Genomic DNA, 10,323 nt, shown 5'->3' with positions numbered 1-10,323 from the left:
TCGGTTACAACTTTGTCTCTGTCGGAGATCGTATTACGAGCCCTAAATCGGTTCGGGATTACACAGAAGTCGATGTGGCCTTGGGGTACATTGGCTTATAACCAACGGCTGCACGGCGACCGGTTTTCCGCCGCTTCGCGGCTCCAAACCGGCGCGTGAGCCGAGCGTTAGTGATCGGGGTTTTACAGGAGCTCTGGATGAGCCGCTATGTTCTGTCAAAAAAGGCAACCAAAAAGACTTCGAACTCACTGAAGCCTCTTTTTTCATTTGTTTTTATAGGGTTGATACTGCTTCTGATGTTTATCAGAGCTGGCTCAGAAGATTTTGGTGAATATTCCGACTGGCAGACGATTGTTGTAAACGGAAAGAGCAGGTCGCCGCAAGGCTCTTTTAGCATCGAAACTGCTGGTACCGAATACCCTATCGCTCTTCCCAATTCAAATGCGAGAACGTTTTGGTACCGGGTGGATTATTTTGATGAAGTTCAGGTACGTTTAACAGAGGGCAGGAGAATAGCCGCGCTCAGGTTCAGAGAAGAAGAAATATATGGTATCGATGAGTTTGAGGAAGCTGCGGAGCGGACATATTCAACCTTGACCGACAAGATGATTCAGATCTCGGTTATTTACTCAATAATAATGATTTTTTTGATAGTTAAAGAGCGCAGTTAGGTGTTTATAGCGTTTAAGCTGCCGGAACAATTGGTGCCATGCGTAAGGCCTACTTACAGCCTACCACTAACCAGTGCAGGCACGGCGACGCCTACTACATTGCGCCTTCGGCTCCATTCCGCAGGCGCACATGCTGCAAGCGTTAAGGCAAAAGGTACCACGTGAATATTTTCAGCTGGTTCTTTAGAAAACGAGCGATCAAGAAACATGTCAGAGTGCTTGGTCCTGCGCTGAGAGAAAGGTATGGCTATAAGAGGGCTTATACGGCGACGGAAGTTACGGATACAGCAACCTCATTGAACCTGTGGACTTCCCCCAATAAATCGGACACGCGCCATCAGCTAATTCCTTCGAACTCTAGCGGAGTCCGGTAGCCAAGGCCACTGTGCAGCCGGTGGCTATTATAGAAGTCTTCAATATAGTCACTTATATGCTTTCGTAACTGTCTCAGCGTCACAAAGCTGGTGGCGTGTAGCAATTCTCCCTTCAACGTCTTGAAGAAGGACTCCACCTCCGCGTTGTCAGTACACTGCCCAGGGCGATTCATGCTGTGGCGCACCTGATGCCGATTCAGCAGAGCCTGTGTTTTATGAGCCCGATACTCGATGCCTCGGTCGGTATGAAATAACAGGTCTGAAGCCGGTTTTCGGGTTTTGAAGGCCTCCCTGAGCGTGGCCCTGGCGAAGTCTGCATTCAGATTCTCTCCCAGTCGCCAACTGATGATTCTCCGTGAAAACAAGTCCAGCACCACCGCCAGGAACACGTATTTCTTGCCCAGCTTGATGTAGGTGACATCGCTGCTCCATTGCTGGTTTACCGTGACGGGCTTCTCGGCATTCAGACGATGATTCGGCAAGGCTTTCAAGTCATCACGCAGCTTCGTCAAACGCCGGTATACACGGGCTACTCGAGCTTTCATGCCCCATTCCTGCATCAGCTTGGCCACTCGATTTTCACCCACTTCAACGCCCTCACGTCGAAGCGCCTGGTAAACCCGAGGACTGCCGTATCGGCCTTTGCTCTCGTTGTAGATGCGGCGGATCTTCAACAGCAACTCCGCATTCTCAGCGGCTCGTTGACTGGGCTTCCGGTTTGCCCAGGCGTAGTAGCCCGATCGTGAGATCTCCAGGTGCCGACACAGGGCCTTTACTCCGTGTTCCCGTCGGTGTTTCCAGACGAATCGGAACGCTTCCGTCGTTCCTCGGCCTGAAAACGTTGAAACTTTTTTAGAATGTCGTTTTCCTCCTGAAGCTCCGATATCCGGCGTTTCAGGCGGGCAACCTCGTCCTGTTCCTGGATCTTCTGCTTGGCCTCGGCTGGCGCTTTCTTGACCCGTTTCATGGCGAACTTTCCTTCATGGTATTCCTTGCGCCAGCGTGACAGCATGAAGGGGTGGATATCCAGCGCTTCGGCTACGCTTTTGACACTTCGGTGGGCCTGGTGACTCCACTCCACCGCTTTGACTTTGAACTCAGTGCTGTACTGCTGAGTTTTCTTCCCCGTGATCATCTCCGGCATCGGTTTTCTCCTATTGCGGAGTTATCGATGCGTGTCCACTACACTGGGGGAAGTCCACTGCCTGATAAGTATCTTTGTTATGCCATCGCGCTTTACTGCACAAAAGAGGAATACGAGCGAAGTACAACTCACCCTCAATCAATGGTTATGGATTATGCAACGGCCAGAGCAGTGAGCTTCAACGTAGCGATTGTTACTGCTGTCGGTGGTGTTTCAGCCGAGAGCGGAGTGTCACCAGGCGGCGATGCTGGAGATGGGTTTGGCGGTGGTGATGGCATCTAGGGAAATTGCCCCGGTGCGAGTCTAGCCTTAACAAGTGCATCAAATTCGTTCCGGCCCGATGGGCCTCCACCGGACGGCTTTTTCTCCGCTTCGCTGCGCAAAAGCCGCCGTTTATGCAGGCGTTATGACATATGAGCATGGAAAAGATCATCAAGAATCCTGAAGACTGTAACGATGCTGAGCTTAAGTCATTTGAAGAGCTGGTGACTGAGGGCGGAGAAGTTGCATTGGCAGGTCTTCGGCAAAGAATTCAACGCGCAGAGAAGCTTGTCTTCATCAATGATGGCAAATGCGTGGCCGTTGGAGCTATTAAGAACCCTAATGCCGGATATAAAGCTCGTGTATTCGAAAAGTCGGGGGCTCTTGAACAAGGCAGGTATGAATATGAGCTCGGCTGGCTGTATGTGTCTGAAGCAGCGAGAGGCAAAGGCTATGGGCGTGCTTTAATGGAGTCAATCATTCACACGTTGTCTGGCAAGGCATGCTTTGCCACAACTCGTGAGGATAATGATTCTATGCATCATTTGTTCAATAGGTTCGGCTTTTCGAAAATTGGACAGCCATATAGAAGTGAAAATGGCGACTACTCACTTGTCCTTTACGCAAAGCCATAACAAGGCCAGGCACGGCGACGGCTTTTCCGTTGCGGCTTCGCCTTCACTACAAAGCCGCGCGTGCTGGCGGCGTTAAGCACAGGGAGGTAGAGTGTTGGTCAGGAGTATTGCCAAGGCGACTTCAAGCTTGATGTGGCTATTGGCAGGCTTGGTGTCCTTGGTCGTTGGCATGGACCTCTTGCACGACGAGAGTCCATCAATTTCAGTCTCAGGGATTTCGGCCAATTTTGAATTCGCAATTGGTTACCTAACAGTCGGGGCTCTATTTTTGCTTGAGGCTGCGCTGACGTTTTACGGTAAGAAGCTGGCGTTGGTCCTGTCCATTCCAGTTGCAGTGCTGATGGCGGTATTTGTATTCGATGAGCTTGGCGAACTTTGGGATGGAGGCATGGTTTCGCTCAAGTATCTAAGCTTATACGGAGCCATGCTTTTTGCGTCAATGCTTACCAGTGTCCTGGTGACTTGGTCTAGTGTTGGAGCAGGCCGGACCAATGCTTAACCATGCCAGTCACGGCGACGTCTACTACATTGCGGCTTCGCCTCCATTTCGTAGCCGCGCGTGCTGAGCGGCGTTAGCACCAAAAAGTTCAGATATGCCAAAGGTTAAGAAAAAGCTCACTCCGGCTCAAAGGAGAGCAAAGAAAGCCGAGAAGGCAGAGCGGCAAAGGAAGTACCAGTGGGTCTTTATGAACGGCAAGCAAGTCAGAATAAAGCGGCCACCAACCGTGGATGGTATGCCTGCAGACCAGTTCATTGAGGAGAACGCCGATCCGATCTGGCTCCACCAGAACGGGCTATGGGAGCTGATGCCGGTCGAAGACGCTCTTATTGGTTTAGAGCCGTCTACCGAATCATATACAACAGAAGACGAGGACGGATTACCGTTTTGACTTTAGCCACAGGTGTTCAGTTGCGCAGTGCTAACCAGGCCATCCACCGGATGCCAAAACCTCCGCTTCGCTCCGGTTTTGCCACCGGTGATGGCGGGCGTTATAAATAAGGGAGTAGCCATCGATGGAGTGGAGCAAGGACGATTACCTAATCACTGACGACAAATCCAAGGTGCAACTGGATATCGTCCACCGTTTGCTCGCTGCAACTTATTGGGGTGGCCGCCGCCCCAGAGAAACCGTAGAGCGTATGATTGCTGGCTCTATTTGCTTCAGTCTTTACCGTGGTTCCACGCAGATTGGTTTTGGGCGTGCAGTCACCGATAGTGCTACGTTTACCTGGGTAGCGGACATTGTGGTTGAGCCAGAGTTTCGGGGCGCTGGCCTGGGACAGTGGATCATGGAATGCTTGGTTGCACACCCGGCCATAAAGGGAACTCAAATGGTGTTGCAAACTCGGGATGCTCAAGGGTTGTACGAGAAGTTTGGCTTCTCTGGAAATAGTGCTCTCATGAGCACCAAAGTCACTGATTTATAACAAGTCGCAGCAGTACGCGGCCGATGGCCGCCGGACGCCCTTTTCGTGGCTCCTTCGTCGCCACTCCAAGGGCGCCGCTGTGCTTCGGCGTTGTACGAGTAGGTACTGATGAACTTTGAGATTGGACGATCAGAAGATTTTGTAGTTGAGCACTGTTATTCCTGTGCTGTGCCCGGCTATTTGATCGTCTCTCCATTGGCTGCAGTCGAATCGTTGGATGCTCTGCCGAGGCAATCGGTCGAGAATCTTGGCCCTCTGTTGGCCAATGTCACCTCGCTGGTGAAAGAAACAGTGAATCCCTTGCGCATCTATTGCGCTCAGTTTGGGGAAGAGCAGTCTCAACTTCATTTTCACATTTTTCCCCGGGGAGCAGCCCTCACTGAGGAGTACCTAAAGGCATTTCCCCACCATGCTTCACAAATTCGGGGTCCTATTGTTTTGGATTGGGCCAGGGACCGCTATCGTTGTACCCAGGAAACGGTGTTTGAGACGGTTGCGGGTGTCATTGGCCAACTGCGGGAGTCTTGGACCGTACAACAAATCGCTTAAGTACGTTCCCGGCCTGACGGCCGTCCACCGGACGTCCCTGACGGGCCGCCGCTTAGCTTTGCGTTAAGCCAAAAGGAATTCCGTGAATAAAGAGTTGCAGGAAATTCTGTCGGCAGCCAAAGATGTTGCTATTCGCTTCAAAAATTTGACGGGTAAGCCACTTGGGATCACGGGTGAAATAGCTGAATTCAGCGCCGCCAAATTGCTTGGCTTGGAGTTGGCGGAGGCAAGGCAGGCAGGTTATGACGCTGTCGATAGTTCAGGCCGAAAGATCCAAATCAAAGGTCGGTGCCTGCCCGAGAAGCCAGGACCCGGGCAACGACTCGGTTCAATTCGTCTCGATCATGAATGGGATAGTGTCCTTTTGGTTTTGCTGGACCAGAGTTTTGAGGTCATCGAAATGTGGGAGGCAGACCGTCCTGAAGTGCAGGAGGCAATCCTCGCCCCGGGCTCTAAAGCACGAAATGAGCGTGGCGCTCTGGCTGTTGGCAAATTCAAACAGATCGGAACCAAGGTGTGGCCTACATAAAAGGCTTAACAAATAGTTCCAGTTCGTTCCGGGCCTGACGGCCCTCCACCGGACAGCCTTGTCGCCGCTTCGCTCTGCCAAGGCTGCCGCTGAACAACGGCGTTGTACTTCATGGAGAGTTGAGTGAAGAGTTCTGCAGAACAGTTCGAGCGGCTCGTAGCTGCGTTGCTAAAAGCCAACAACTTTACTATTTCTGAGGCGACAAGCCCGCGTGCTAGATTCGATTTCGAAGCAAGGTTGGCCCAAGATCATTGGGCTGTAGAAGTTAAGTATTATAGGACCAAGCGGGCACAGCCTTCGCTGATCGAGAAAGCAGCTTTGGCCTTACTCGAATCGGCGCAAGCAGCGAATTTCTCAAAGGCAATGCTCGTGGTGTCTTCGTATCTTGATCCGGAGCTCCGAGAATACCTAGAACAGAAACACAAAATAGTATTTGTAGATCGAGTCGACCTCTCGATTTGGGCTAGCCACGCGCCAGATTTGGTTGATCCGTTGGCTGCTCTATTAGAGGAAGCTCCCTCAAGCGGAGGAAGCAGCAAAGCACGAATTGATCCGACACTTTCCTTTATAGCCACTGCTACCCCGCCACCGATTTCCGACGAGGGTGCAGCCCTTTGTAGAGAGCTGCGGGCACTTGGAAAAGGTAAAAAGCATTGGAAAGCCTATGAGGAATTGTGTGAGCGAATTCTGCGCTTTCTGTTCCCTAATGACCTTTTGGGGTGGCAAACACAAAAACGTACTGATGATGGATTGAGCAGGTACGATTTGATTTGTCGATTATCACCGACAACCGATTTTTGGAGTTTTGTCGATTCTCAACTTGCTTCGAGGTACGTACTGTTCGAGTTCAAAAACTATAATGCCCCGATTAAACAGGGTCAGATACTTACTACTGAAAAGTATCTGCTCCCCCGTGCCCTTCGCCGTCTTGGAATAATATTGAGCAGAAAAGGTGCCGATAAGGGAGCTCAGGTGACCGTTGCAGGAGCTATGCGTGAATCCGGAAAGATGATGTTAATCCTGGATGATGACCAGGTTTGTGAGCTCCTTCACGCGAAAGATCGCGGAGATGACCCTTCAGATTATTTATTCCAGCTTTCTGATGATTTCCTAATGACATTGAACAGATGAAGTACAACAAGTTGCTGCACTCGGAAAAATTACTCGCTACGCTCCTAATTTTCCGGTGAGCAAGGCGTTATCACACAAGGAGGTGCATGAATGAAGCAAACAGGTAGTTGTCTCTGCGGGGGCATTCAATACGAAATCAACGGTCCGCTGACTGATGTTCTGAACTGTCACTGTTCAATGTGCCGAAAGCTTCATGCCTCGGCTTTCAGAACCCGCGCTAAGGTGCAATCCTCGGATTGGCACACCGCCAAAGGTCAGGAGCTGCTGAAGTTTTACGAGTCTTCTCCGGGTGAGCACAAAGGCTTTTGCTCAAACTGTGGCTCCAGCCTCTATACCAAGTTCGATGCAGCCCCCGAGATCTATGGTTTCCCACTCGGAACACTTGATAGCGACCCAGAGGTAAAAGCAGGGCGCCATGTATTCGTGGGGAGTAAGGCTCCCTGGTTCGAGATTACGGACGATCTGCCTCAGAGTGTGGAGTATGACTGAGACAGTGATAACAAGCCGCGTCACTCGGACGGCCTTGTCAGGCCGCCGGTGCGCTCAGCGTTAGGTGTATTTATGAGCAACCAAGAGAAAGCTCTCGAAGCTATCAAACGATCAGCCGGCACCGAAGCGGGCGAGTACGGAATTGATGGGTTCGTTTCGCATCACCTGGAAGAGCTTCCAGAGAGTTATTGGCAGAAGCATCTAGGAGTCTCTGCACCATCCAATGAGCAAGTAATTGGGCTACTGGTCCTCAGAGAAAAATGGGATGACGAAGAGGTATACGACTTTACTCTTCCTGATGACGTGACGGATTACGTGGTTAGTGTGTCATTCGACGACGAGGGGAAAATCGAAGAAATCGTCATGGAGAGCTAGCCTCCACCTAACCAAGTGTTCCAGTTCGTTCCGGGCCTGAAGGCCCTCCACCGGACAGCCTTGTCGCCGCTTCGCTCTGCCAAGGCTGCCGCTGAACAACGGCGTTATGTGTTCACTGATTTCCAACTTAGGGAGCTGCTTTGGACTGGGAAGTGATTAACGGCATTACCGGGATTGTAAGTGCAGTTTGTGCAGTGGTGAGCTTGGCTTACCTCGGCTTTGAAGGTCGGCGCTCTACGCCAGTGGAACGGCATCCAATCCTGTCCATGCATCGTTTCATGTCCCTCGTCCTAGCTAGTTCGGGGTGGGCTCTTCTATGCTTAAGTGGTCTCTGGATTTTCGAGCCCTTCGGGTGTTGCCCTATGGATGAGGAGTACCTCAAATTATACGGCGTTGTTATAGCATTCCCTGCCGGTGTTATCTTTTTAGCGGGAATCAGGCTAATGCAACCTGGCGGCGCCACATAACCAATGCATCAAATACGTTCCGGCCCGACGGGCCTCCACCGGACGGTTTTTCCTCCGCTTCGCTGCGCAAAAACCGCCGTTTATGCAGGCGTTATGTGTGTTTGAGAACATGAAAATATCAATAGATGCGGGCTCCTTCCTGGAGCAACAAGAGATTCTGACTGGTGAAATGATCGCCAGGGTTGCTGACCATTTGGAAGCTGGTGGCCTTAAAGGGGATGTGCTGAAGGAAACAACCGGGAAAGTGGCCTTTGAAATAGCCTGCATGATTGATGGGGTCTCAGAAGTCAGCTTCGATGGTAGCGAGGCTCATCCATACCTAACGTTTCAAAGCGGGGACAACGAACTTGTCCATCTTGGCGGCAATTCATACATGCATGAGCTGGTGTACGGTATTCTGAATGCTATGTTCGACGAGAACACATAACCAGTCATTCCAGTACGTTCCGGCCCTAACGGGCCTCCACCGGACCGCCTTTTCTACGCTCCGCTCCGTAAAGGCGGCCGCTGAATATTGGCGTTATGTGGCAGTTCGTGAAGAGATTTGAATGGCCAAAAATTTGACCGAAGCGAAGGAAAAGCTTTTAAGCACGGAGTACCCGCGTTGGCGCAATGTGCTGTCTTGCGTGATTCTCGTGCTTCTCACCACGGGCATGGTTTCGGGTTGGTGGTATGCCTATTACACCGTCTCTGACATAGAGTGCCATAAAGGTATTTTGTATTTCTCAGCTGTGTGGCTGGCGGCGCAATGGGTCGTCATTGGCTATTTATATCGCTATCAAAATATTCCCGCGTTTGCTCGCGGTGCGATCAAGTTTCTGATATTGCTCGGTAATGTATGGTTTGGGCTTTTCGTTTTTTCGCTACAGCCGTGTGCTTAGTAGTCCAAGCACATAACCAGTCATTCCAGTTCGTTCCGGCCCTGACGGGCCTCCACCGGACGGCCTTTTCTCCGCTTCGCTGCGCAAAGGCCGCCGCTGAATATTGGCGTTATATGTAGGCGAAACTCGTGTACGAAGAACCATGGTCAGACATTAAAGACTACCCCGATAGGCACAGAGCAGCTTTAGAAGCTGAGCTAAAAGCTGAAATCGGTGGAGACCATGTATTAGCCAATCGGAATTTCGATATTGTGGCTAAACGTGAGGATCAAGATGATGTTCTAGTTTTGGCTGAAGGGAAATTTTATATCATTCATCTCACTTGGTCTGGCCATACTGAACCCGCACCTTACCCAAGGACAGAAGCGTTCGCGTCGAAGGAGCATCTTGATGCCAAGCTATTGGAGGATGTCCGGTGGTATTGAGTCATTCATATAACCAAACGGTCAACCGGACGCCAAAAGCGTACCGCTTTTGGTTCCCTTCGCTGCGCTACGGCGCCGGTTACCATCAGCGTTATGAGTAGAAAGTAATGGCACAGTACAAGCAGATCGAAAGTGCGTGTCACAACTGGGCTCATTCATTCCTGAGCCTAGAGAACTTTGATGAGCATGGCTATTTTGCAGAATCGCTTTACCAGAGCTCGAAGGCACAGAACCAATCAAAGGTTGTGATCAACCTGCTAACTGGGGAGGTTTCCCCGGGCCACATTAAGAACAGCAGACTTGCCGCGTTTACAAAGCACATACCTTGGCAGTTTGGTAAGCAACTGCGAAGTCAAAATGTAGAGTTAGCCATGGTTCGTTCAGCCCGCCTGGAGATCAGGTACGATCTCCAGGCGGGGTCGGTAGATTATCAAGGATATGTGTTTCGCGACCCCGGTTCAGCGCCGGTCGCAGTTCCGTATTGTGCAGAGGTCTACCTAATTGATGATCGCGGAAAACAACACGCAGCCAAGGTGAAAGAATGGTGGCGCTCGTGAAAACATAACAAGGTGGTAAGTGTCTTTTCAGATGAGAAAAACTATCGCTGTGCTATTGCTTTTTTTGAGCTGTTTCGCGATGGCGCTTAGCATTCGCTTCGTGAGTGGTGTTGAGTCTATGCCAACCGGCGAAGGAAATTGTAGTGCTATTTGCGGCCTTACTCTGTTGGCTGGTGAATGGTTTGGGGACGGTATCGGCAGATGGATGGCTGGGCTGCTGTGGCTAGGAGTAGGAATGTTTTTAGCTTTTATGGCGGGGTTGTGTCTGTTGCGTCGGAACAATTAACAAGTGCAGGCAGGCCTTCCTGATCAGGTTGGACAATGATGATCCCGAGGTCGCAATGGTAGGCCACGGATGCATGGATCCGAAATTCAAAGAGCTGGTGAGTCCAACTTATAGTGGTTGG

Annotated in this window: 17 protein-coding genes; 16 read left to right on the top strand and 1 reads right to left on the bottom strand. The window is 51.0% G+C overall.

From position 1 onward, the window contains the following. Nucleotides 1-197: 197 nt before the first annotated feature. Together ACQUWM_RS10470 and ACQUWM_RS10465 are read left to right on the top strand one after the other, a co-directional pair. Nucleotides 198-671 carry a hypothetical protein gene (locus ACQUWM_RS10470; RefSeq protein ID WP_428922103.1) on the top strand — a complete coding sequence of 158 codons (474 nt, stop codon included), beginning with the start codon at nucleotides 198-200 and terminating at the stop codon, nucleotides 669-671. A gap of 161 nt (nucleotides 672-832) precedes the next feature. Beyond that, on the top strand, nucleotides 833-1,045 hold the full coding sequence (locus ACQUWM_RS10465) for a DUF6559 family protein (RefSeq protein WP_428922102.1): 213 nt from the start codon (nucleotides 833-835) through the stop codon (nucleotides 1,043-1,045). Here ACQUWM_RS10465 and ACQUWM_RS10460 read toward each other — a convergent pair. After that, nucleotides 1,009-2,189 (bottom strand): IS3 family transposase gene (locus ACQUWM_RS10460; RefSeq protein ID WP_407001579.1). Its coding sequence is split into 2 segments (ribosomal slippage): nucleotides 1,009-1,890 and nucleotides 1,893-2,189, totalling 1,179 coding nucleotides; the frame shifts between segments, so codons are not numbered across the junction. The genes ACQUWM_RS10465 and ACQUWM_RS10460 overlap by 37 nt on opposite strands. A gap of 27 nt (nucleotides 2,190-2,216) precedes the next feature. Between ACQUWM_RS10460 and ACQUWM_RS10455 the strand changes: the two genes are divergently transcribed. The 14 genes from ACQUWM_RS10455 (at nucleotide 2,217) to ACQUWM_RS10390 (ending at nucleotide 9,916) form a co-directional block, all read left to right on the top strand. Then, nucleotides 2,217-2,471 (top strand): hypothetical protein, encoded by a 255-nt coding sequence (locus ACQUWM_RS10455; protein WP_428922101.1) that lies wholly within the window; start codon nucleotides 2,217-2,219, stop codon nucleotides 2,469-2,471. Between the two features lie 137 nt (nucleotides 2,472-2,608). Beyond that, the gene (locus tag ACQUWM_RS10450; RefSeq protein WP_428922100.1) at nucleotides 2,609-3,085 is read left to right on the top strand and encodes a GNAT family N-acetyltransferase; all 477 of its coding nucleotides are present in this window, start codon (nucleotides 2,609-2,611) and stop codon (nucleotides 3,083-3,085) included. A gap of 94 nt (nucleotides 3,086-3,179) precedes the next feature. After that, complete coding sequence (locus ACQUWM_RS10445) at nucleotides 3,180-3,584, top strand: hypothetical protein (protein WP_428922099.1); 405 nt, start codon at nucleotides 3,180-3,182, stop codon at nucleotides 3,582-3,584. 94 nt (nucleotides 3,585-3,678) lie between these two features. Continuing rightward, complete coding sequence (locus ACQUWM_RS10440; protein WP_428922098.1) at nucleotides 3,679-3,975, top strand: hypothetical protein; 297 nt, start codon at nucleotides 3,679-3,681, stop codon at nucleotides 3,973-3,975. Between the two features lie 124 nt (nucleotides 3,976-4,099). Continuing rightward, entirely contained in the window at nucleotides 4,100-4,513 is a 414-nt protein-coding gene (locus tag ACQUWM_RS10435) for a GNAT family N-acetyltransferase (RefSeq protein ID WP_428922097.1), read from the top strand. Nucleotides 4,514-4,621: 108 nt separating this feature from the next. Beyond that, nucleotides 4,622-5,062 carry a hypothetical protein gene (locus tag ACQUWM_RS10430; protein ID WP_428922096.1) on the top strand — a complete coding sequence of 147 codons (441 nt, stop codon included), beginning with the start codon at nucleotides 4,622-4,624 and terminating at the stop codon, nucleotides 5,060-5,062. 82 nt (nucleotides 5,063-5,144) lie between these two features. Next, nucleotides 5,145-5,591 carry a DUF6998 domain-containing protein gene (locus tag ACQUWM_RS10425; protein WP_428922095.1) on the top strand — a complete coding sequence of 149 codons (447 nt, stop codon included), beginning with the start codon at nucleotides 5,145-5,147 and terminating at the stop codon, nucleotides 5,589-5,591. Nucleotides 5,592-5,714: 123 nt separating this feature from the next. Next, nucleotides 5,715-6,722, top strand: a complete 1,008-nt coding sequence (locus ACQUWM_RS10420) for a restriction endonuclease (RefSeq protein ID WP_428922094.1) — start codon at nucleotides 5,715-5,717, stop codon at nucleotides 6,720-6,722. A 90-nt stretch (nucleotides 6,723-6,812) separates the two neighbouring features. Then, nucleotides 6,813-7,211 (top strand): GFA family protein, encoded by a 399-nt coding sequence (locus tag ACQUWM_RS10415; RefSeq protein WP_428922093.1) that lies wholly within the window; start codon nucleotides 6,813-6,815, stop codon nucleotides 7,209-7,211. A gap of 72 nt (nucleotides 7,212-7,283) precedes the next feature. After that, complete coding sequence (locus ACQUWM_RS10410; RefSeq protein WP_428922092.1) at nucleotides 7,284-7,586, top strand: DUF2004 domain-containing protein; 303 nt, start codon at nucleotides 7,284-7,286, stop codon at nucleotides 7,584-7,586. 564 nt (nucleotides 7,587-8,150) lie between these two features. Next, on the top strand, nucleotides 8,151-8,480 hold the full coding sequence (locus ACQUWM_RS10405; protein WP_428922091.1) for a hypothetical protein: 330 nt from the start codon (nucleotides 8,151-8,153) through the stop codon (nucleotides 8,478-8,480). A 121-nt stretch (nucleotides 8,481-8,601) separates the two neighbouring features. Next, the gene (locus ACQUWM_RS10400; RefSeq protein WP_428922090.1) at nucleotides 8,602-8,934 is read left to right on the top strand and encodes a hypothetical protein; all 333 of its coding nucleotides are present in this window, start codon (nucleotides 8,602-8,604) and stop codon (nucleotides 8,932-8,934) included. Nucleotides 8,935-9,062: 128 nt separating this feature from the next. Beyond that, entirely contained in the window at nucleotides 9,063-9,359 is a 297-nt protein-coding gene (locus ACQUWM_RS10395) for a hypothetical protein (protein WP_428922089.1), read from the top strand. Between the two features lie 107 nt (nucleotides 9,360-9,466). Next, nucleotides 9,467-9,916: a hypothetical protein gene (locus tag ACQUWM_RS10390; RefSeq protein ID WP_428922088.1), complete on the top strand. Its 450-nt coding sequence runs from the start codon at nucleotides 9,467-9,469 to the stop codon at nucleotides 9,914-9,916. Nucleotides 9,917-10,323: the final 407 nt, after the last annotated feature.

Source organism: Marinobacter sp. DUT-3 (assembly GCF_050379435.1).
Taxonomy (GTDB): domain Bacteria; phylum Pseudomonadota; class Gammaproteobacteria; order Pseudomonadales; family Oleiphilaceae; genus Marinobacter.
This window is presented reverse-complemented; position numbering and strand designations above follow the sequence as displayed.

What these genes read in the sequence shown, in the direction of transcription:
- ACQUWM_RS10470 (WP_428922103.1), top strand. Translation starts at nt 198, where the DNA reads ATGAGCCGCTATGTTCTGTCAAAAAAGGCAACCAAAAAGACTTCGAAC.
- ACQUWM_RS10450 (WP_428922100.1), top strand. Translation starts at nt 2,609, where the DNA reads ATGGAAAAGATCATCAAGAATCCTGAAGACTGTAACGATGCTGAGCTT.
- ACQUWM_RS10415 (WP_428922093.1), top strand. Translation starts at nt 6,813, where the DNA reads ATGAAGCAAACAGGTAGTTGTCTCTGCGGGGGCATTCAATACGAAATC.
- ACQUWM_RS10430 (WP_428922096.1), top strand. Translation starts at nt 4,622, where the DNA reads ATGAACTTTGAGATTGGACGATCAGAAGATTTTGTAGTTGAGCACTGT.
- ACQUWM_RS10400 (WP_428922090.1), top strand. Translation starts at nt 8,602, where the DNA reads ATGGCCAAAAATTTGACCGAAGCGAAGGAAAAGCTTTTAAGCACGGAG.
- ACQUWM_RS10410 (WP_428922092.1), top strand. Translation starts at nt 7,284, where the DNA reads ATGAGCAACCAAGAGAAAGCTCTCGAAGCTATCAAACGATCAGCCGGC.
- ACQUWM_RS10455 (WP_428922101.1), top strand. Translation starts at nt 2,217, where the DNA reads ATGCGTGTCCACTACACTGGGGGAAGTCCACTGCCTGATAAGTATCTT.
- ACQUWM_RS10390 (WP_428922088.1), top strand. Translation starts at nt 9,467, where the DNA reads ATGGCACAGTACAAGCAGATCGAAAGTGCGTGTCACAACTGGGCTCAT.
- ACQUWM_RS10435 (WP_428922097.1), top strand. Translation starts at nt 4,100, where the DNA reads ATGGAGTGGAGCAAGGACGATTACCTAATCACTGACGACAAATCCAAG.
- ACQUWM_RS10440 (WP_428922098.1), top strand. Translation starts at nt 3,679, where the DNA reads ATGCCAAAGGTTAAGAAAAAGCTCACTCCGGCTCAAAGGAGAGCAAAG.